This window comes from Gordonibacter sp. An230 (assembly GCF_002159915.1).
Lineage (GTDB): Bacteria > Actinomycetota > Coriobacteriia > Coriobacteriales > Eggerthellaceae > Rubneribacter.
This window is the reverse complement of the sequence record NZ_NFJP01000002.1, coordinates 159,825-178,163: the sequence shown is the minus strand read 5'-3', so window position 1 is coordinate 178,163 and position 18,339 is coordinate 159,825. Positions and strand designations below refer to the sequence as shown.

Annotated in this window: 21 protein-coding genes and 1 tRNA gene; 21 read left to right on the top strand and 1 reads right to left on the bottom strand. The window is 67.5% G+C overall.

The annotated features are described in order from the left end of the window. Positions 1–79: 79 nt before the first annotated feature. Both B5F40_RS02050 and B5F40_RS02045 read left to right on the top strand, forming a co-directional pair. Positions 80–736 (top strand): cytochrome c3 family protein, encoded by a 657-nt coding sequence (locus B5F40_RS02050; RefSeq protein WP_087192711.1) that lies wholly within the window; start codon positions 80–82, stop codon positions 734–736. A 191-nt stretch (positions 737–927) separates the two neighbouring features. Continuing rightward, a complete protein-coding gene (locus B5F40_RS02045; protein ID WP_087192710.1) occupies positions 928–1,596 on the top strand; it encodes a DNA-3-methyladenine glycosylase family protein in 669 nt (222 codons plus the stop codon). Between the two features lie 245 nt (positions 1,597–1,841). On the opposite strand, the gene B5F40_RS02040 is transcribed toward B5F40_RS02045, so the two are convergent. Then, positions 1,842–1,916: transfer RNA gene (locus B5F40_RS02040), tRNA-Val, on the bottom strand. 296 nt (positions 1,917–2,212) lie between these two features. Here B5F40_RS02040 and cpaB (B5F40_RS02035) point away from each other — a divergent pair. The 19 genes from cpaB (B5F40_RS02035) to B5F40_RS01940 all read left to right on the top strand — a co-directional run bounded on the left by cpaB (B5F40_RS02035) (position 2,213) and on the right by B5F40_RS01940 (position 18,331). Beyond that, the gene (gene cpaB / locus B5F40_RS02035) at positions 2,213–2,896 is read left to right on the top strand and encodes a Flp pilus assembly protein CpaB (protein ID WP_087192743.1); all 684 of its coding nucleotides are present in this window, start codon (positions 2,213–2,215) and stop codon (positions 2,894–2,896) included. Then, entirely contained in the window at positions 2,893–4,359 is a 1,467-nt protein-coding gene (locus B5F40_RS02030) for an AAA family ATPase (RefSeq protein ID WP_239442856.1), read from the top strand. The genes cpaB (B5F40_RS02035) and B5F40_RS02030 overlap by 4 nt, the downstream gene beginning before the upstream one ends. Beyond that, positions 4,350–5,666, top strand: a complete 1,317-nt coding sequence (locus B5F40_RS02025) for a CpaF family protein (protein WP_087192709.1) — start codon at positions 4,350–4,352, stop codon at positions 5,664–5,666. The genes B5F40_RS02030 and B5F40_RS02025 overlap by 10 nt, the downstream gene beginning before the upstream one ends. Next, on the top strand, positions 5,636–6,613 hold the full coding sequence (locus tag B5F40_RS02020; protein ID WP_087192708.1) for a type II secretion system F family protein: 978 nt from the start codon (positions 5,636–5,638) through the stop codon (positions 6,611–6,613). The genes B5F40_RS02025 and B5F40_RS02020 overlap by 31 nt, the downstream gene beginning before the upstream one ends. Next, a complete protein-coding gene (locus tag B5F40_RS02015) occupies positions 6,610–7,554 on the top strand; it encodes a type II secretion system F family protein (RefSeq protein WP_239442855.1) in 945 nt (314 codons plus the stop codon). The genes B5F40_RS02020 and B5F40_RS02015 overlap by 4 nt, the downstream gene beginning before the upstream one ends. An 18-nt stretch (positions 7,555–7,572) precedes the next feature. After that, complete coding sequence (locus B5F40_RS02010) at positions 7,573–7,773, top strand: Flp family type IVb pilin (protein ID WP_087192706.1); 201 nt, start codon at positions 7,573–7,575, stop codon at positions 7,771–7,773. A gap of 131 nt (positions 7,774–7,904) precedes the next feature. Beyond that, a complete protein-coding gene (locus tag B5F40_RS02005) occupies positions 7,905–8,072 on the top strand; it encodes a hypothetical protein (protein ID WP_239442854.1) in 168 nt (55 codons plus the stop codon). Between the two features lie 41 nt (positions 8,073–8,113). After that, positions 8,114–8,623 carry a TadE/TadG family type IV pilus assembly protein gene (locus tag B5F40_RS02000; RefSeq protein ID WP_087192705.1) on the top strand — a complete coding sequence of 170 codons (510 nt, stop codon included), beginning with the start codon at positions 8,114–8,116 and terminating at the stop codon, positions 8,621–8,623. After that, positions 8,620–10,734 (top strand): molybdenum cofactor biosynthesis enzyme, encoded by a 2,115-nt coding sequence (locus B5F40_RS01995; protein WP_087192704.1) that lies wholly within the window; start codon positions 8,620–8,622, stop codon positions 10,732–10,734. Before B5F40_RS02000 ends, B5F40_RS01995 begins: the two co-directional genes overlap by 4 nt. A gap of 50 nt (positions 10,735–10,784) precedes the next feature. Beyond that, complete coding sequence (locus tag B5F40_RS01990; protein WP_087192703.1) at positions 10,785–11,186, top strand: hypothetical protein; 402 nt, start codon at positions 10,785–10,787, stop codon at positions 11,184–11,186. 35 nt (positions 11,187–11,221) lie between these two features. Continuing rightward, positions 11,222–11,692 carry a hypothetical protein gene (locus B5F40_RS01985; RefSeq protein WP_087192702.1) on the top strand — a complete coding sequence of 157 codons (471 nt, stop codon included), beginning with the start codon at positions 11,222–11,224 and terminating at the stop codon, positions 11,690–11,692. Positions 11,693–11,759: 67 nt separating this feature from the next. Continuing rightward, positions 11,760–12,164, top strand: a complete 405-nt coding sequence (locus tag B5F40_RS01980) for a DUF192 domain-containing protein (RefSeq protein ID WP_087192701.1) — start codon at positions 11,760–11,762, stop codon at positions 12,162–12,164. A 1,123-nt stretch (positions 12,165–13,287) separates the two neighbouring features. Next, positions 13,288–14,169, top strand: coding sequence for a hypothetical protein (locus B5F40_RS01970; protein ID WP_087192699.1), 882 nt, complete (start codon positions 13,288–13,290; stop codon positions 14,167–14,169). A gap of 80 nt (positions 14,170–14,249) precedes the next feature. Then, positions 14,250–14,483 carry a hypothetical protein gene (locus tag B5F40_RS01965; RefSeq protein ID WP_087192698.1) on the top strand — a complete coding sequence of 78 codons (234 nt, stop codon included), beginning with the start codon at positions 14,250–14,252 and terminating at the stop codon, positions 14,481–14,483. Further along, entirely contained in the window at positions 14,473–15,009 is a 537-nt protein-coding gene (locus B5F40_RS01960; protein ID WP_239442853.1) for a TadE family protein, read from the top strand. Before B5F40_RS01965 ends, B5F40_RS01960 begins: the two co-directional genes overlap by 11 nt. Further along, positions 15,003–15,476, top strand: a complete 474-nt coding sequence (locus B5F40_RS01955) for a TadE/TadG family type IV pilus assembly protein (RefSeq protein ID WP_239442852.1) — start codon at positions 15,003–15,005, stop codon at positions 15,474–15,476. The genes B5F40_RS01960 and B5F40_RS01955 overlap by 7 nt, the downstream gene beginning before the upstream one ends. A gap of 2 nt (positions 15,477–15,478) precedes the next feature. Beyond that, positions 15,479–16,135, top strand: coding sequence for a hypothetical protein (locus B5F40_RS01950; RefSeq protein WP_087192696.1), 657 nt, complete (start codon positions 15,479–15,481; stop codon positions 16,133–16,135). Next, positions 16,132–17,019, top strand: coding sequence for a Flp pilus assembly protein CpaB (gene cpaB / locus B5F40_RS01945; RefSeq protein WP_087192695.1), 888 nt, complete (start codon positions 16,132–16,134; stop codon positions 17,017–17,019). The genes B5F40_RS01950 and cpaB (B5F40_RS01945) overlap by 4 nt, the downstream gene beginning before the upstream one ends. Beyond that, complete coding sequence (locus B5F40_RS01940; protein ID WP_087192739.1) at positions 17,012–18,331, top strand: CpaF family protein; 1,320 nt, start codon at positions 17,012–17,014, stop codon at positions 18,329–18,331. The genes cpaB (B5F40_RS01945) and B5F40_RS01940 overlap by 8 nt, the downstream gene beginning before the upstream one ends. Positions 18,332–18,339: the final 8 nt, after the last annotated feature.

Genomic DNA, 18,339 nt, shown 5'->3' with positions numbered 1-18,339 from the left:
GGGCCCGCCGCCTTTCCGCGGCGGGCCCTTTCCGGCGGCTCGCCCGTCGATTGTCAAGACGAGAAGATAGGAGAAGCGCATGACCTTTCGAGCACGCACCGCCGATCGGCGCCTTGCCGCGCTCGCCGTCTTCGGCGCCGTCCTTGCGCTCGCGACCGTCCTGTGGTCGCTTGTCGGCTGCGCGCCCAAGGAGGCTCCGGCTCCGCCCGCAGGGGGCGAAGCGTCGGAAGCCTCGCCTTTGGACGGGCAGCCTGCGAACTGGTCGATGGAGTCTGATTGCGCGATATGCCACAAGTCGGAGGCCGCCTCCGAGCTTGACGACGCCTGCGCGCAGGGCGTTGCCCACAAAGCCGAAGGCGTGGCGTGCGTTCAGTGCCATGTCGATAAGGACGTGCTTGCCACCGCGCACGCCGATGTGAGGCTCGGCGACGAGCCGGCGGAAAAGGCCACCGTGGCCACGGTGGATCCCGCCGTCTGCGAGTCGTGCCACGGCACGTTGGAGGAGGTCGCGGTGTTAACGGCGGAGTCGACGGCGCTCACCGACGACAACGGCACCACGGTGAACCCCCATGCTCGTCCTTCCAACGAAAAGCACGATGCGAACCCTCTGGTGTGCACCGATTGCCATAACAACCATTCGACGGATCTTCCCAAGGATGCCCGGAAATACTGCGCCCAGTGCCATCATCGCGGGGTGTACGAATGCGGCACCTGCCACGAACTGCGCGAGCGGTAAGGCGCGTGCTCGTTGGCGGCACGGCTCGCGGGGCCTCATGGGCGGCAGCGCGCTCGTTGGCGTGGCGCTGGCCGCATGGCCCGTCTTCGCCCTTGTCCGTTCCGAGGCGCTTCGAAGGCCCGGCCTTTTCTCGGCCGGGCCTTCGCGTATACTGGGCGCGGGGACGAAATGCCGAAGACGGGGAGGTGCCCATGGCGGAAGAGGCGCGCTATTTCGAGTACGGGGATGAGGAGACGTCCCATCTGTGCGAACGCGATCCTCGGATGGCCGAGGTCATTCGGGCGGTCGGGCATGTGAGGCGCGAGGTCCATCCCGATCTTTTCGCCGCTCTCGTCAACTGCATCGTTGGGCAGCAGATTTCGACGAAGGCGCAAGCGACCATCTGGAACCGCATGATCGAGGCGTTCGGGGAGGTGACTCCCGAGGCGATGGCGGCTTGCTCTGACGAGGAGCTGCAGCGGGTCGGCATCTCGTTTCGCAAAGCGGCCTACATCAAGGGCGCGGCCGAGCGCGTGCTGTCGGGGGAGGTGGACTTGGAGGGCTTGCGCGACCTGCCCGACGACGAGGTGCGCCGCGCTCTGTCGAGCCTGCCCGGCATCGGCGTGTGGACGGCCGAGATGCTCATGACGTTCTCGATGCAGCGCCCCAACATCCTAAGCTGGGGCGATCTGGCCATCCAGCGCGGCTTGCGCATGGTGTACCACCATCGGCGCATCACGCCCGCGCTGTTCGCGAAATACTACCGCCGCTACACTCCGTACGCGACCGTGGCCAGCCTGTACCTGTGGGAGGTGGCGGGCGGCGCCGTTCCCGGTCTGCGCGATTGGGCGCCGAAGGGCCCAAGGGCGCGCGGACGCTGAGAGGGCGGAGGGGCTCGGGCTCTTTTTCGCGAAGCGAGGCGAGGGCCTGCAAACGATGGTTCGGACGATGGCCCCGCGCTTCAGTGCGACGGCCTCGGCCGTTGAATGCAGGGCGTGGCGACGAGGGCGTTGTGGCCACGCTGTCGCGACAGGGCGTGCGGCGCATCGTCGCTCGCAAGGCTTCGTCGCGGTCGCTGCGGGAACGAATCAGGCCAGGTCGCGGAACGACCTGGCCTGCGATTTCATGGTGGGCGATACCGGATTTGAACCAGTGACCTTGTCCTTGTAAGGGACCTGCGCTCCCGCTGCGCCAATCGCCCGTTTCACGCCGCCGTGCGGCAGATTCCCATTCTCGCATAGAACCTTGCTTCGTGCAACGAATCCTCTGGAAAGCCGCGTGCGGCCCTTTTCTCGCCAGGGGCGCCCGGTGCGCGTCGTTTTCGCGTGCGTTGTGCGTCGCAGATGCGCAAGGTGCGAACGACGGGGTGCGGCATGCGCATGGAAAACGCATTGGATCTGCGGCGGATTCGAGAGGAGGTATATGGTGCCCTGCATGATCGATCTGCTGGATGGCCTGGTCATACTGACATCAGGACCAAAACGGCGAAAGGACGTCATGAAGCGGAGGACAACGACGGTGGCGGGTGTTGTGTGCGGAGCGGTGTGCGCCGTGTGCGTGCTCGCCTACACGCAAGGAGTGCGGGCCGAGGTCGATGCCGCGCGCTCCGAGGCGCTTGCCCGCTACGGCGGCGAGCAGGTAGAGGTGTGCGTCGCGAAACGCGATATAGCTGCGGGAGAGCCGGTGGACGCCTCGTGCGTCGAGACGCGTCTCTGGGTGGCCGACCTGCTTCCCGCGGAAGCCGTGCGCTCGGTGGAGGAGGTGGGCGGCAAGGCGGCGTCGTCTGCCATCTTGGCTGGCGAAGTGCTGTCGATGAAGCGATTCCAAGGCGCTGAAAACCAGGTGGAGGCCCCTGAAGGCCTTGCGGCTGTAAGCGTGCCGGCGAAGGACGTGCAGGCGGTTGGCGGGGCGGTGCGCGCAGGGGCGAGGGTGGACATGTACGCGACGGGCGGCACGTCCACCGACCTTCTGGCGAGCGACGTCCTCGTGCTGGCTACGAGCGCATCGTCGGGCGATGAGGCGCGGGACGCCTCGGTGTCGTGGGTCACGGTGGCCGTGGAGCCCGACCGCGTGCAGGAGGTGGTGTCGGCGGCCCAACGGACCGAGCTGTACTTCGCGCTCCCCGGTAATGAGGCGGTCGAGAGAACGGAAGGCGCGCAAGGGCGGGAGGACGCCCGATGAGCGCCGCGATAGCGCTGTGCGCGGATGCGACGAGCCTGCGCCATCCCGAGGCCATCGGCCTTGGCGGCGAGAATCTTGCGGCGCAAGGGTGGCTGCGGCTGTTCTCGAGCGGAGAGGCTGCGCGGAGGTTCCTTAGGGGAGATCGGACGGTGGACGAGGTGTGGGTGGCGTCGTGCGACGACGTGGAGCCTATCAACCTTGCCGCCACGCTCAAACGCGATCGGGCGGACAGACGCGTGTGCCTCGTGTCGTTCGAGGGAACGGGGTCGCTCATGAGCAGGGCGAGCGCTGCTGGCATCGACGCATCGCTCACGCGCCAGGCGTTCCTCGAACGCTACGCCGCGTGCAAGCGACGGTTCGCCGCCGTTGCGGTCGATGCGCGCAAGGGCGCAGGCTGCATGGAGGCCGCTGCTTCGCTCGGAAACCCAGCGCACCCGCACGCCGAGGGCCCGCAGCGCGTCACGCAGGCGTCTCGGAGCGGGCTTTCGGGCCAGATGGCGTCGGATGCCGCTCGGACGGCGCATACGGGGGCTGCGTGCGCTCCCGGCGTGCGGGGTGCGGCTTCGGCGTCTGCACCGTCGAGGGCCGCTGCGCCGTCCGTTTCGATGGCGTCCGCCCCGCGACGCGAGGGTTCGGCCTTCCTCCTGCCGGTGGTAAGCGGAAGCGGCGGCGCAGGGAAGAGTTCGGTGTCGGTTCTGCTGGGGCTTGCAGCGCATGCGATGGGCCTCTCGACGTTGCTGCTCGATTTCGACTTGCAGTTCGGAGACGTGGCGGAGATGCTCGGAGCGGCGGATCCTATGACGATCGACGACGCGGTGTCTGTGCCCGCTCGAATCGCGGCGCTGCGCTCCGACGGCCGCACGCCGGCTCTGCTGGCCGCGCCCCGTCGTCTCGAGGATGCCGAGAGCATCGCGCTTCAGGCTCCCGAATTGCTCGGCAGGCTGTCGGAGCGCTTCGACGTGATCGTGGCGAACACGGGGGCGGCGTGGGCGGAGCAGCATGCGGTGCTGCTCGAGCGCAGCTCGAAGGCGCTGTTCCTTGTCGATCAGCGCGGTTCGTCTTTGCGAGCGTGCCGCCATGCGCTCGACCTGTGCGCCCGCTGCGGCATCGCCACGGGGCCGTTCTCCTACGCGGTGAACCGGTGCGCGAAGGGGGCCGCGTTCTCCTCCATCGACGTGTCGTGCGCGCTCGGCGGCGCACACGTGTTCGAGCTAGCCGACGGAGGCCGCGATGTGGAGGAATTGCTCGGAACGGGCGCGCCCTTCGAGCTGATGGATTCTCGCAATCCGCTGTGCGCGAGCGTCGAGCGGCTCTTGCGCGAAATGCTGCCGAACGTCGCCGGACTCGCAATGCAGGACGTCTCGGAGCCCCGTCGGCGGGTCGGACTGCGCATTCGGCGGCCAGGTGGGTCGAAAAAGCCGGGTGGGCCGCATCGTCGGGGGAAGGGGGTCTCATGTCTTTGATGAGCCGGGCGCGTGCGGCGGAAGGGGCGGGGCCTTCGCGGGAGCCTTCGAATGGTCTCGAGACGCTGAAAGCCCAGGTTTTGTCGCTCGTGTCGGCAGACGATATCGCCGCCATGGTGACGGCGAATCCGAATCGCGCGCGCAGCGAGCTGAGAAGCGCGTGCCGCCAGGCGTTCGAAGACGTTTCATGGTCGGCGGTGCCGCGCGAGGAGCGTCGGAGGCTTGTGTGCGAGTTGGTGGATGCGGTGCTCGGTTTCGGCCCTCTCGAAGGGCTGCTCGCCGACGATTCGGTCACCGAGATCATGGTGAACGGTCCGTGCGACGTGTTTTTCGAGCGGGAGGGCCGTCTGTTCCGCTCGGAGGCGCGTTTTGCCGACGAGGCGCAGCTGCGGGCGCTCATCGATCGCATGCTCGGCCCCCTCGGTCGGCGCGTGGACGAGGCTTCCCCCATGGCGAACGCGCGCTTGCCGCAGGGCTATCGCGTGCACGTGGTCATCCCTCCGCTCGCACTCGATGGTCCGGTGCTCACCATTCGCAAGTTCGCCTCGCGCGTCATGACGCTCGAAGACATGATGAGGGCTGGATCGTTCGGCTCGACCGTGGGGCGCTGCCTTGCATGGGCGGTCCGCGCGCGGAAGAACATTGCCGTGTCGGGCGGAACGGGCAGTGGAAAGACCACCTTGCTCAACGCCCTGTCGTGCGCGCTGCCTCGCGACGAGCGCATCGTGACGATCGAGGACTCCGCCGAGTTGCGCTTTCTCGAGCATCCTCACGTCGTGCGGCTCGAGGCGCGCCCGCGCAGCGCCGAGGGCACGGGCGAGGTGACCATACGCGATCTCGTCATCAACGCGCTGCGCATGCGACCCGACCGCATCGTGGTGGGGGAGTGCCGGGGCGCGGAGGCCCTCGACATGCTGCAGGCAATGAACACGGGGCATGACGGCTCTCTGACCACGTTGCATGCGAACTCGCCGTCCGATGTGGTGTCGCGGCTGACGACGATGGTGCGCTATGCGGCCGAGCTGCCGGTGGACGTGATCGAGTCGAGCATTGCAAGCGCCTTCGACGCCGTCGTGCAGACGGCGCGCTCCCTTGACGGGGCGCGGTACGTCTCCGAGGTGGCCGAGCTGTCCTACAACCGGGAACGGCATGTCTGCCAGGTGAAGACGCTGTATCGGCGCGACCGTTCGGAGACGGAGGGCCGATGGAGGGCAGAGCCGTTCTGGATCGGCGAATTGCCTGCGCTGCGGGTGGCGAACGAGGAGGAGGTGGCCGCATGGAGGCGCGCATGCTGCTCGGCGGCGTGACGGCGCTCGGAGCGCTTGCAGCGTTCGGATGCGGTGCGCTCGCCGCGTCCGCGGCGCTGCAGGGCGCACGGAGGGCGTCGGGGCGAATGCGGGGCTCGGGGACGGCGCGCGCAGGCTGGCTGGCCCGGAAGCTTCGTGATGGCGTGAGCTGCACCAGGCCGCTTGCAAGGCTGCTCATGCGCTCCACCCGTTGCGCGAAGGTCGCGCGCGGGGCGGTGCGGGAGGCGCGCGAGCGTGGCGTGCCAGCGTCCGAGGTCTCGCTCGTCTCCGCGTTCTTGGCATCGGCTTTTCTGGTTGCGCTCGTCACGGGGCTTGCGTTGGCTTCTCCGGTGGGAGGCGTTGCAGCGGCGGTGTGCTTGTGCGCGGTCGTCACCGCGCGTCTCAAAAAATTTGAAGAGCGTCGTCGCGACGCGATGCGCGACGCCGTTCCCGAAGCGCTGCGCTCGATGGGCGTGTGCTTTCGATCGGGGTTCTCGCTGCTTCAGACGCTCCAGCAAGTGGCTGGCGAGGCGCCGGAGCCGCTCGGGGCTTTGTTCGGCCGCGCTGCTCACCGTTTGCAGGCGGGGCAGGGCGCGTCCGAGGCGCTCGATGCGCTGCGCGAAGGGGCGACGGTGCCGGAGCTTTCGTTTGTCGCCGTGGCCTTGAACGTGCAGCACGAGGCGGGCGGCAGTTTGTCCCAGGTGCTCGAGGCGGCTCGCGAGTCCGTGGAAGGGGAGATCGAGCTGAATCGCTCTCTGCGCGTGCAAACGGCCCAAGCGAAGCTGTCGGCGCGTATCGTGAGCGTCATGCCGTTCGTGCTCATCGCGGTGTTCTCGCTGGTGAGCGAAGGCTTCCTCGAGCCGTTTTTCTCAAGCGCGGCCGGTTTTGCCCTGCTTGCGCTTGCGTTGGGCATGCAGGCGGCGGGCGTGCTTGCGGTGAGGCGCATGCTGGCTGCGGAGGTGGGATGATGGCGATGGCGGAGGGCGCGCTCGCGGTGATGGCGACGGTTTCGGCGGGCGCCGCGGGAGCGTTCCTGGGGGCGCAGTGGAGGGCGGGGGCTCTCGGCGCTGCGAGGCGCAAGGCGCTGCGTCGGGCGGCGGGTGCGGATGGGCAGGGTGTCGACAAGGGGCTCGACGGTCGTCTTGTGCGCCTGGCCATCGAGGCCACGCGCAGAATCGAGCTCGGCCTTTCGAGCGCCTCCGTCGCGCGTCGTTTGCCGATCATCGCGAGGGTGGAGGGATGGCTTGGCGAGCACGGGAGGAGGGCGGGGTGCGCTGAGGAGCTGTCGGCCCTCGGGCTCGTCGATGCGTCCGTGCGGCTCGGCGCGGCATCGACGGCGGCGGGTGCTATCGCAGGTGCAACGCTGTCGAACGAACTGAGTTTGGTCGGCGCGCTGGTTGGCATGATCTGGGGCGCTTCTGCGGTTTCCAAGGCCGTGCGGCGTCGCGAACGCGCTCGCGCAGCGAGTTTGGAGCGCGACCTGTCGGAAATGCTCGAGGTGGTGGCGCTCGGATTGCGCAGCGGGTTGTCGTTCGATCGCAGCTTCGAGTTGTATGCCGGGCATTTCGAGACGGAGTTCGCCGCGGAGTGCGCTCGCGCGCATCGCGCGTGGACGACGGGCTTGGCCACGCGCGAAGAGGCCTTGCGATCTCTGGCCGCTTCCTACGATTCGCCTCTGCTTGGGCGAGTGGTGGAGAGTGCGGTGCGCTCGCTGCGCTTCGGCGCATCGCTCGCGGAAGGCTTCGAGGCTTCGGCTGCGGAGGCGCGCGCTGCGCATCGGGCGCACGTCGAGGAGCGGGTGGCGAAGGCTCCGGTCAAGATGATGGTGCCTACAGGCGCGCTCATTCTGCCAGCGATGCTGCTCTTGGTGCTGGGACCGGTGCTGCTCGAATTAATGGAAGGGTTCTGACGATGGAAAGGGGCGCGCATGGATGCGTATCGGATGTGGTTGGCGCGGGCGACGTGCCGTGCGGAGAGGTCGCTGAAGCGGGAGGACGGCCAAGGGACGACGGAGTACGCCATCTTGGTAGGCGTGCTGGTGGTGATCGCAATCCTCGCGATCACCGTGTTCCGGCCGAAGCTGCAGGAGCTGTGGGACGCCATTGCGGAGGGGATCAACAGCCTGTGACGTGCGCGGGCGAGACGCGCCGTTTGCTCGGAGGGAGCTTTCGTTCGGGCCGGGACGCGCACGGCGTTCCCGACATCGTCCGTGCTCCTGATGTCCTTGGCGCTTTAGACGACGCGAAGGGGCAGGGCACGGTGGAATTTGCCGTAGTGACAGCTGCGTTCCTCGCGATGCTCGTAGCCCTCGGAATGCTGTGGCGCTGCCTCGAGGGGGGTTTGTTCGTGGAACATGCGCTGTTGTCCGCATCGCACCATGTGCAGCTGGCTGCGCCAGGGTCGGTTGCCGACGTGTTCCTGTTTTGACGGTGCAGGTGTGGGATGGGATCGGAAGCGAAGGGGGCGTTGTGAAAGAAGAGGCGCGGGAGCGCGGGCAGGCCACAGTGGAGGCTGCGTTCCTGATACCCGTGCTGCTCGTGGGGCTGCTTCTACTTGTGCAGCCGGGCATTCTCCTGTACGACCGCCTCATCATGCATGCGGCGGCGTCGGAGGCGTGCCGGCTGCTCGCAACGAAGACGGACGCGGCGGGCGACATGGCCGAGAGCTGCGAGGCGTATGTGCGTCATCGCTTGGGAGCCGTGCCTCCAGTTTCCTGTTTCCACGTGCATGAAGGCGGTTGTTCATGGGAAGTGAGCTTCGAGGGCGACGAGGGGTCGGAGGTGGTGCGGGTCCTCATTGCAAACGAGGCGCGTCCGCTGCCGCTGCTCGGCGCGGGCGGGGCGTTGCTCGGCATTCTGAACGAGCGCGGCAACTACCGCATCGAGGTTGAGGCCGAGCAACAGGTGCAACCGGAATGGGTTTATTCGGCGTCGGCGGGCGACGACCCGTCGGAGTGGGTGGGAGCGTGGATGGGATGAAGCGGGATTTGTTTCGCGACGAAGAGGGGTTCACTTCGGTGGGCGTGGTGCTCGCCCTGCTCATCACGTTGTCGCTCGTGTTCTCGACGGCCCAGGTGTGCAGGTTGAACGCGGCGTCCTCAAAGGTGCAAAACGTTGCGGATGCGGCGGCGCTCGCTGCCCAGAACGTGGTGGCCGAGTTCATGATCGTCGTGAGGGTGTGCGATGCGGCGGTGTTGTCGCTGTCGCTTACCAGCTTGGCGGCGACCGGTCTGGGGGTGGTGGCGCTATGCACCCCTGCAACCGCACCGGCTTCGGAAGCGCTGCTTTCGGCCGGGCGAAGCGTTGCGCGCGCTCGCGACTCGTTCGCCGAGAAGGCGGCGTCGGGCTTGAACCGACTGCAACGGGCGCTGCCGTTTCTCTCGGCGGCGAGCGCGGCGTCGACGGCGGCGGCTAACGGCAGTGGATCGGCGGACTATCTAGCGCTGGCGGTGCTCTCTCCCGGAGAGGGGGAGGAGATATCCGTCGGCGCCGGCGCCGCGGCCGAGGCGTTCCAAGACGAGGTTGACGACAAGGCGGAGGATGTCGCGAAAGCGGCCGAGGAGGCCGAAGAGGCGGCCGAGCGAGCGTCCGAGGCCAAGCTGCGCGGTTTCGAGCGCGATTGCGGTGCGAACCCGTCGTACTGCATGTACGAGCGCGCCCAATCGCTTGCGGGCATGGAGGGCGCGGACAATCCCCTGTACCGCAGCGTCGACGCATGGTCGTTCTCCGTCGCCCTCGAACGGGCGAAGGCCTACTATCCGCGCCGCCTCGCTGCGGAGCGGCCGATGGGGGACTCGACCGAGGAGTGGGCGCGCTCGAAGCTGCGCGAGCGCTTCTATTCGTTCGCAGCCCAGGAAGTGGGGCGCGGGTACGTGCGCGAGAGCGAGGAGTCCTTCGAGGCGCTGTTTCCGCACGTGCCTAAGAACACCGAGGAGATGCGCGAGACGAGGCTCTACACCGAGGAGGCCTATCCGGTGACGGAAAACGGGGCCGGGCCCATCATGCACGCTTGGGAGGGATGCCCCGAGGCTTCCAGCGTCGTGCGGTTCGGTTCCATCGAGCAGATGGAGGCGGAATCGTATGCCGTATGTCCAGAGTGCGGGTTCTCGGCGGCCAGCATGGGAAAGGTGGCCGCCGCGTCCGCCTCGATCGACAACGGCTTCGAGTACCACTACGAGAAGGTGGCCGAAGCAGCCGAGGATTACGAGCGGGCGCGTGCCGTGCTCGATCCGCTTTCAGCCGAGGTGCGCGAACGCGCAGGAGGTTTGCTCGACCGCTTGGGCGAGGCCTTTGGATCTGTTGCGGGGATGCGCATCGACGCACGGCCTCCAGGCGGCCTGGGTGTGATCGTGCTGGCGGCATGCACGGGCTCTTCGGAGACGGCTTGGGCGGGGCCGTTCGTTCAGCCTGCGGGGACGCTCGGAGCGCGAGCTGCTGTGTCCGCAGCCACGCTCGTGGCCGAACCTGCAGGCGAGGGAGCGTCGGTGGTCTCGTCTTTGCTCGACGGTCTTCGCGGCGACGGCGGCGCGGCGGTGGGGGCGCTCGGCATCGTGCTCGATTGCTGGTCGGGTGTGCTCGAGGCGTACTCCGAGGGGCAGGAGGCGCTCGACGGAGCCGTGTCCTCGGCGCTCGACGGCCTTCCCCTTGCGGGGGAGAGCGGACTCGGCACGTGGGCGGCGGGCGCGTTGCAGGAGGTCGTCTCCGCCGTGGGGCTCGAGCCGGCGAATCTCGATGCGCTGAAGCCGGTGCTCGTGAACTCGGCTCACGTGGCTTCGGCCGACGACGGCGCGTTCGCCGCGCAACTGCTGTCGCTCAAACGCGGAGCGGTGGAGCACCCCCTCGAATCGAACAACGTGTTCCAGTCCATTGTGGGTTTGGTCGAAGGCGGGCTTTCGGAAGGCGTCGACGCGGCGATGGATCGCATCGAGGTTGCCGAGGTGCGCGTGTTCGGCGACGGCGGTCCCGCCGTGACCATTGAGTTCGCGCTGCCCGAGGCGGTGAAGAGCGTGACGACCGATGTGATTGGACGGATCGCGGATGGTTTACGGTCTATGTGCGCGCAGGTGACGGGGGCGAGAGTATGGGAGTGAGAGTCGGTCGGGACGCTCTACGCGCGGCTTCGAAGGGGGAGGAAGGGCAGATGGTCGTCGAGCTTGCAGCCGCGTTCCCCGTGTTGATCGTCGTGGCGGTGGTGGCCGTGAACGCGCTTTTGTTCTTCTCGGAATGCGGGGCGTTCGACAACGCCTTTCGCGATGCGGTGCGCGTTCATGCGACCTCTCCCAGCTATGGGCAGGGCATCGAGCAGAGCAGGGCGCAGGTGGGCTCGGTGCTGTCCGAGTCGTTCGACGAGCCGTTCGAACGGGTGAGCGTGGCGGTGCGCGGCACGGAGGGAGGGCATGTGGAGTTCGAGGGGACGCTCGAGCTTTCGCCCACGTTGTTCGGCTTGGGGCTCAAGCGCGAGGTGTTCGGCGTGTCGCTGCCGCCTCTTTCCCATCGAACGGTTTTCGTGGTGGATCGCTACAAGCCGGGGGTGCTCGCATGAAGCGGAGCGCGCCGATGAGGGCGGGACCGTCTCCTATGCGGACGCGGATCGTGCGTGCGGTGCTCGCCCTTTGCCTGGCCGCCCTTGCGGTATCGTGCGCCGTCTGGCTGGGAGGGGTTGCCGGTTCGGATGTGCTGAGGATGGCGCTCGATCCGACGCTATGGAACGATGCGAGCGGAGATGCGGGCGCGTTCGGGGGAGATCTGCTTCCGGAGGGGTTCGGGAGTGAGGTACTCGCGCTCGAGGATAGCGAGGACGTGCGGGTGGACGCCTCGGCGTGCGTGGTTGGGTTCACGATGCGGGGCGAGGCTGCCGGCATGTTCGAGAAGGTGGCTCGGGAATTGGAAGGGAAGGGCTGGACACAGGTGGACAGCGGCATGCCAGCATGCGGCACGTTCGTGAAGCGCGACGGGTCGTACCAGTGGCTGTTCGTCTCGGGCGTGCAAGTGGGGGAGGATGCGGGGATGGTCGTGCATTACGACGGGAATTCGAACGGAAAGGGCTGATGATAATGAAAGAAACAGGACATCGAACGGGGTTGCGGCATCTGCGGCCGCACCGAAGGAGGCTGCGATGAAGGCGGGGCGCGAGCGGGCCGCTGGCAGGGAGCGCAGGCAAGCGGGACCCTCAAAAGCGTCGTCTTCCGACGGCGTGCGAGAGCGTTCGGAGGTGCTCAGGCTCGCGACGAGCGCGGCGAGGCGCGCCCGGGGCCTTTTGTTCGCGAGGCCGGACGAAGGGGTCCTGCTTCTGCTCCCGTGCGCCGATATCCATACGGTCGGCATGGGGCGCCGCATCGACGTGGCGTTCATCGACGGAGCAGGATGCGTTTTGGCGGCCTATCGGAACGTGGGGCCTTTCAGGCGGCTCCGTCACAGGAATGCGGCGGCGGTGGTAGAGCGTTTCTCGTCATGCGCGACGCCTTGGTTCGAGCCAGGTGATCGTATGGGGGTGGTGTCGGTGAAGGAGGGGTCGCGATGAAGGTTTGCCCGGTCTGCCATGCGCGCGCTTTCGATGATGCCGAGGTTTGTTTCGGCTGCCTGCACCGGTTTGGTGCTTCGGAGCCTGGCCAGTCGTCCGAGAAAGCGAGGGAAAAGGGGCCCTCGAATGCCGAAGCGCGCTTTGCGTGGGCTGTGCCGGACGGCTCGCTGTCGGGGGCGCGCTCCGTCGAAGGATCCGCGGCGAGACCTTCGCCGTCGATGTGCGCCGCATCCCCGCCGACGTCGATAAGCGCTTCCAATGAGGCGGGGCTTGCGGCATCCGGCTCTGATCGCGGCTTCGCGGGGTGCGGGGCTGCTCCCGCACCTGCTGTCCCTTCCAAGCAGGCCTCCGCTGCGGCCTTCCGGACGGGTTCGCCGACGGCGCATCCGGATCGGGGTTCCACGGCCCTTGCAGTCGCTTCGGATCGGGCTTCCCCTCCCGTCCTTTCATCGCCGTCGTCGGCGCCTTCCGCTACCGGCGATACGGGAGCGGACGGGCTTTCCGCCTTGATCGCCGAGCTTACGGAACGGCTTCGGGACATTGACGTCTCGCGATCCGGCCCCTGTCCGTTTGCCAAGGAGGCCGCAGCGTCATTGGCCGAAACGGAGGCGCTTGCGTTTCGGGTGCCCTCCGCTTTCGGTTGGGAGCCTCGGTTTTCGGTGGGGGCGTGCGAAGGCAGCGCGGGATGGGTCGTGCGCTTCGAGCTTCCCGATGGGATTGTCATCGAGGGTGCGCCGGACGGCGAAAGCGGGGGAGGGAAGGGCTCTGCGGCACTCTCCTTCGCTTTGCGAACCCGCGCCAAGGATGACAGGAGCTCGACCGAGAAGGCGGTTTCGACGCAAGGGGAGGGCGGCGCTGGTCCGGGAGGCTCGGCGGGCGCGGCGAACCGGATGGCCGGTTCGGCGGGAGCGGTCGGACCAAAGCCTCCGTCCGCAAAACGCCATGCGTCGTCTCCGGCGCGTGCGACGCGCGAATCGGCTTCGGAGGGCGCTTTGGGCGCAGCGGGATCGTCGCGTACGAAGCGCTCCCTGGGAGAGGCGTGCGGGTCGTCCTCTCGAGGTGCGCACGCACGGGGTTCTCTCGGTGTCGGATGCGATCCTGTTGCAGTCGGGGAGGCATCGTGATGGTCGTGCCCGCGGTCGCTGCGGCGGCGCTGGCGGCGGGCGGCGCCGCGGGGTGGTTCGCCGTGCTGCCGCTTGCCGATAGGCTGCTTGGGCGCTCGTACGCGCGGGCGGCGTCGTGGTGGTGGGAGAGTTGCGAAGCTTACACGGCCTTCAAAAGAGGGCATCGCGCGCGCGAGCCGTGCGCGGACGCGGGTGGGGAGGAGGGCATGCTCGCCGTCTGGCGCGACGATGCGCTCGCGGCTGCGCGCGAAGGTTCTTTGTCGCGCGAGCGTGCGGCCGCGCTCGCAGCTGCGGGATGCGACGTCGACGTGTCGCTCGCCGTGTGCGACGAGGCGGCGCTACGGGAGCGGCGCGCCTTTTCTTCGACGCCGTTGCGCCGTGGGATATGCGCCTTCGGCTGCGCGTTGTGGTTCTTGGCGCTCATCGTCGCGGACCTGCCTGCGACGGTGGTGGTTGCCTTCGCCGTATGCGGCGTGGCGATGGCAGCTGCGGTTGCGTGCGATGTGAGAGCGCGGATCATACCCATCGAGGCGTGCGCGGCCATTGGCATGGCCGGAGTCGTGGCCCAGATGCGCCTGGACGGCATGGCCGGGCTTGCGGCGGGGACGGCTTTCGCCGCGCTCGTCATCGTGGGCTGCGTGGTTGCGAACCGAACGATCGGGCACGGGGAAGCTCCTTGCGTCGGGCGCGGGGACGTGCGCTGCATGGCAGCGCTTTCGATAGCGAGCGGCTTCGCGGCTCCTTCTGGGATGCTCGCGTGCTACGTGATCGCCGCGGCCGTGTCTCTGGCTGGCATGGCCGCCAAGAGGTTGACGGCGAAGGACGGCATCCCCATGGCGCCGTTTCTGGCCGTGTGGTTGTTGGTCGCATCGTTGGGATGAAGTCGGGGCAAGTGGTCGAACGAGGCAGAGCGGGACAAACGGAAGCAGTCGGTTCGGCCGACTGGGGAAAGGAGAAAGCGATGTCGAATGCGGGTGCGAAAATCATGGCGATGGTGTGTGCGATGCGGGCATCTTTGGTGCGTGGCGAGGAGGAGGGCGGTTCCGAGATCGTGCAGACGGTCATCGTGCTGGGGTTCGCCGTCGGGCTGGGGGCCGCCCTCCTTGCGCTGCAAGGGAGCATCCAAGAGGCGATCACGAGCGCGGGCACTGCAATCACGGACATGTTTTCCAAGGTCACCTCAGGTGCGGCCTAAGGGAAGGCGATGGGGTAGCCGGGATCCTGCCGAGCACGGAGGCAGCGTCGTTTCGTTTCTCATGGCGCTGCCGATCCTCCTTTTGTTTCTCTTTGCCGCAGTTGATTTGGGGCGTGCGGTGTTTCTGGGCATGGCCCTCGAGGATGCGGCGTATGCGGCGTGTCGGACCGCTTGCGAGGAAGGGGCGGAGGGTGCGACATCTGAAGCGTTGCGCAATGCCGCGCTTCGCGAATCCCCGGCGCTGTCCGGCGATGGCCTGACGCTTGAGGCGTCCATGCAGGTGGGGGAGGTTCAGCGAGGGTTCTACGACCATCGCCTCTTCGATGAGGGGGAGGGCTCGTTCGTACAGAGGCCGTCGCAAACAGCGCACCGCCCCGTTCGCGTCATCCTTAAGCTGGAGGGGGCATACCTCACTCCGGTGGGCGCGATCATGGAGGCCGCTTCCGGCGGGGCTGGATCGGGGTTCTCGTACGAGACGGTGATCGAAGGGATGATTGACGAGACGGTAGGAGGTGGGGCGTGGTGAGCGAGAACGAGAGGGGGAGCGAGATCGTGCAGTTCGCGGTGACGGTTCCGCTGCTTGTGCTCGTCGTGTTCGCGACGATGCAGTTGGGCGGCATGGCCCTTGCCGCAAGCCAGCTCTCCTCCGAGATAACGCGGGCATGCCGACAGTTCGACGCAGGGGGCTTTGAGCGCGCAACGGACAAGGAGGCGTTCGTGGAAGAAGGGATTGTCGGCGCGTCGTCGCAGCTGAGGCCAGAATCGCTTCATGTGGAGCGCGTGCGGTGGGAGCGTGAGACCCGGCAAGAGGGGAGCGATTCGGCGGGCGGCGCCATAGAGCAGCGGACATCGCTGCTGGCGCTCTCGTACGATGTGCGTTACGAGCTGCCGTCCATCCTCGACGTCCCCGGCCTTTCGGGGCGGTCTCTCGAGAGGAGCGTGTTGGGCGTCTTCTCCGAAGGGAGGGTAATCGAAGTGGAGGTGGGACCGTGAGCATGGGAAGGGGCGTGCTCCGCCGCGTCGGATGGCCGCAGGGATCTGCAGGCGAATTCGGGAGCATGGCTCCGTTGGCTGTGGCTGCGGCTTTCGTGTTGTTCGCGATACTCGCATTTTCAGTGGACCAGGGGATCGCCTATGCGACGAAGGCGCGCCAGGAAAACGCGCTCGACGCGGCCCGCGCGGCGTGCATGGACGCCTCGTTCGCCCTCGAAGCGAAAAACGACGACGATCCGGCGATGCGGTTCGTCGATCGCGCCGTGCGCGCCGTGCGCGATGCGGGATGCTCCGGGAGCGTTGCCATGTGGTTCTACGAGGCGCCCGAGGAGGATGTGCCGGAAGCCGAGCGCGTATGGGTGGTGGGTCTGCAGGTGAGTGAGGACTCGCCTACGGTGTTTGCCCGGGGGTTCGGCGTGGAGGGCATTCCGGTTGCCTCTCATCGCGTGATGGCGGCGGTGCCCTATGCCGAAAGTCGCGTGTGGCGTCCCGAGCAACGGACGTGCGGTCGATTCGACGTGGCCGCCGGCCTCGGAGCGACGAGCGCGGCCTTCACGGAACTTCGCTCGCTCGACGAGTTTCCCGCCGAGGTGGGGGAGCAGGTGCGGGCCGTTCTGTCCGCGCAGGAGGGTAAGGAGAGAAGAGGAGGGCGGTCATGATCGAGGCTCGAACGAACGGGGTGTCGCCGCGGCCGGGAGGGTTCGCCGCCCGCGCGGCCCGCGGTGCCGACCATCGTGTTGCGAGGCAGGGGGAGATGCCGACGTCGAAAGGGGCGCCCATCCCGCCGCCGACAGCGCCCGCGGCGACGACAGGGTCGGCCCCTCCGGACCCCCTTCTCTTTGCGAAAGGGCCGCAGGACGTTCGTCGCGCAAAGCGCCTTGCCCTTGCGGCGGCGCTTTCGGCTGCGGTTGCAGTCGCTGCGGTCGGATACGGTGCCTGGGCTGTCGTATCTGCGAACGCGCAGGTTGACGCGGTGAAGGCCGACCTGGCCCCCACGCTCGTGGCCGCGACGAACATCGCCGCAGGCGATACCGTCTCCCTGGATCAGCTCGAGGTGGTGGAGGTGCCGCGGTCGTTTCGCGTGGAAGGAGCCCTCGGCGCTGATGCGCGGGAGGGCGTCGTCGGGGGTCGTGCGGCGGTCGATATTCCCTCCGGTGCGCAGATAGCGCCGGGGCTTATTGCCGGGATTGCGGGAGGCGACCACCTGGCCGCTGCGCTCGAGGCCGGCATGGAGGCGGTCACAGTGTCGGTTGACACGGAGACGGGCGTTGCCGGCCAGATCAGAGCATTCGACACGGTGCGCGTGATCGCCGTCGAGCCCGCTGCTTCTGGCGAATCGGTTTTGACCACCGTCTGCGAACGCGCACTCGTCGTGTCGGCAGGATCTGGCCAAGGGGAGCTTGCGGTTTCGGGCGGATCGGTGACGATCGCCGTGTCTCCCGAGGAGGCCGACGCGGTGCGCGAGGCTCAGTATGCGGGAAGGGTGAGCTTCTCGCTCGTGGCGCTCGCCGATGCGGTGGGAGAGGGAGGCGAGCGTGGATAGGTCGGTCGAGCGCGCTCTTAAGACGGTCGTGAGAGAGGAGGTCGCGCTGAGGTTGCGATCGCAGCAGGCGGGCCCTTCGGCGGTCGAGACTCTTGTTCGCGACGTGGTGGGCCAAGTTGCGTTCGACCGAGGCGTGCCGCTCTCTCCGTACGATCTGGAACCGTTGGCGAAGGGCATCGTCGACGACTTCCTCCGCTATGGACCGCTGCAGCCTTTGCTCGACGATCCGTCCGTCACCGAGATCATGGTCAACGGGGGCGGTGTGGACGAGGCCGATCCGGAGCTTCCGTTTCGCGCGCCCGTGGTCTACGTGGAGCGGGCTGGTCTGATCGAGCGTCGGCCCGACATCGTCTTCGACGATGCCGAGCACCTGCGCCGCATCATCAACAAGATCGCTGAGCAGGCTGGCATGCGTTGCGACGAGACGCATGCCATGGGATGCGCGATGCTGCCTGGGGGCAGGGCGCGCGCGACATACGTGGTGCCCCCCATCGCGCCAGATGGGCCGGCGCTCAACGTGCGCACGTTTTCGGAGGGCATGCTGAGCATGAGGGACTTGCTGAGCGTCGGCGCGCTGCCCGCGGCCATGGCGGATTTCCTATGCGCGGCAGTGCAGGCCCGCTGCCCCATCGTGATCTCCGGCGGCACGGGCTCAGGGAAAACCACCTTGCTCGGCGCGCTTTCCGGCTTCATACCGGAGGGAGAGCGGGTCATCACCATCGAGGACACTCCCGAGCTGCGCCTTCAAGCTTCCCATGTCGAGCGCATGCAGACGCGCGAGGCCAACGTGGAGGGCGAGGGCGCCGTCGGCATGCGCGAACTCGTGGCGTTGTCGCTGCGCCGTCGACCCGACCGCATCATCGTGGGGGAGTGTCGAGGGGCCGAGGCCTACGATATGCTCCAAGCCATGCAGACCGATCATCCCGGGTCGATGACCACCATTCATGCCAACGATCCGTCGAACGCGCTCAGCAGGCTCCGCACGATGGTGGGCTATGCCGACGGAGACCTGAGCCGCGAGGTGATCGCGCAGCAGATCGCCGAGTCGCTGCAAGGTGGCCTTGTCGTGCATGTCGAGCGCATGAGAGACGGAACGCGCAAGGTGACGAGCGTCGTGTCCGTCGATCCGCTGCCGGAAGGGTCAACGGTGATACCGCGGGCGGAGCTGTTCGCCTATGACATTGAGGGCGTCGATGCGAACGGGTGGGTTGTGGGCGCATGGCGGCCTTGCGGAGTGCAGCCGCAGGCCGTAAAAGAGCGCATGCGGGCGGCGGGAGTACCGTTCGATCCCGCCTGGTTCTTCGGAAGCTAGGGCAAGGA

Excerpts from the sequence above, each read along its gene's own strand:
- cpaB (WP_087192695.1), top strand. The coding sequence starts at position 16,132 with ATGATCGAGGCTCGAACGAACGGGGTGTCGCCGCGGCCGGGAGGGTTC.
- B5F40_RS02025 (WP_087192709.1), top strand. The coding sequence starts at position 4,350 with ATGTCTTTGATGAGCCGGGCGCGTGCGGCGGAAGGGGCGGGGCCTTCG.
- B5F40_RS01970 (WP_087192699.1), top strand. The coding sequence starts at position 13,288 with ATGGTCGTGCCCGCGGTCGCTGCGGCGGCGCTGGCGGCGGGCGGCGCC.
- B5F40_RS01990 (WP_087192703.1), top strand. The coding sequence starts at position 10,785 with ATGGTCGTCGAGCTTGCAGCCGCGTTCCCCGTGTTGATCGTCGTGGCG.
- B5F40_RS01980 (WP_087192701.1), top strand. The coding sequence starts at position 11,760 with ATGAAGGCGGGGCGCGAGCGGGCCGCTGGCAGGGAGCGCAGGCAAGCG.
- B5F40_RS01995 (WP_087192704.1), top strand. The coding sequence starts at position 8,620 with ATGAAGCGGGATTTGTTTCGCGACGAAGAGGGGTTCACTTCGGTGGGC.
- B5F40_RS02020 (WP_087192708.1), top strand. The coding sequence starts at position 5,636 with ATGGAGGCGCGCATGCTGCTCGGCGGCGTGACGGCGCTCGGAGCGCTT.
- B5F40_RS02010 (WP_087192706.1), top strand. The coding sequence starts at position 7,573 with ATGGATGCGTATCGGATGTGGTTGGCGCGGGCGACGTGCCGTGCGGAG.
- cpaB (WP_087192743.1), top strand. The coding sequence starts at position 2,213 with ATGAAGCGGAGGACAACGACGGTGGCGGGTGTTGTGTGCGGAGCGGTG.
- B5F40_RS01985 (WP_087192702.1), top strand. The coding sequence starts at position 11,222 with ATGCGGACGCGGATCGTGCGTGCGGTGCTCGCCCTTTGCCTGGCCGCC.
- B5F40_RS01950 (WP_087192696.1), top strand. The coding sequence starts at position 15,479 with ATGGGAAGGGGCGTGCTCCGCCGCGTCGGATGGCCGCAGGGATCTGCA.
- B5F40_RS02015 (WP_239442855.1), top strand. The coding sequence starts at position 6,610 with ATGATGGCGATGGCGGAGGGCGCGCTCGCGGTGATGGCGACGGTTTCG.
- B5F40_RS02030 (WP_239442856.1), top strand. The coding sequence starts at position 2,893 with ATGAGCGCCGCGATAGCGCTGTGCGCGGATGCGACGAGCCTGCGCCAT.
- B5F40_RS02050 (WP_087192711.1), top strand. The coding sequence starts at position 80 with ATGACCTTTCGAGCACGCACCGCCGATCGGCGCCTTGCCGCGCTCGCC.
- B5F40_RS02045 (WP_087192710.1), top strand. The coding sequence starts at position 928 with ATGGCGGAAGAGGCGCGCTATTTCGAGTACGGGGATGAGGAGACGTCC.
- B5F40_RS01965 (WP_087192698.1), top strand. The coding sequence starts at position 14,250 with ATGTCGAATGCGGGTGCGAAAATCATGGCGATGGTGTGTGCGATGCGG.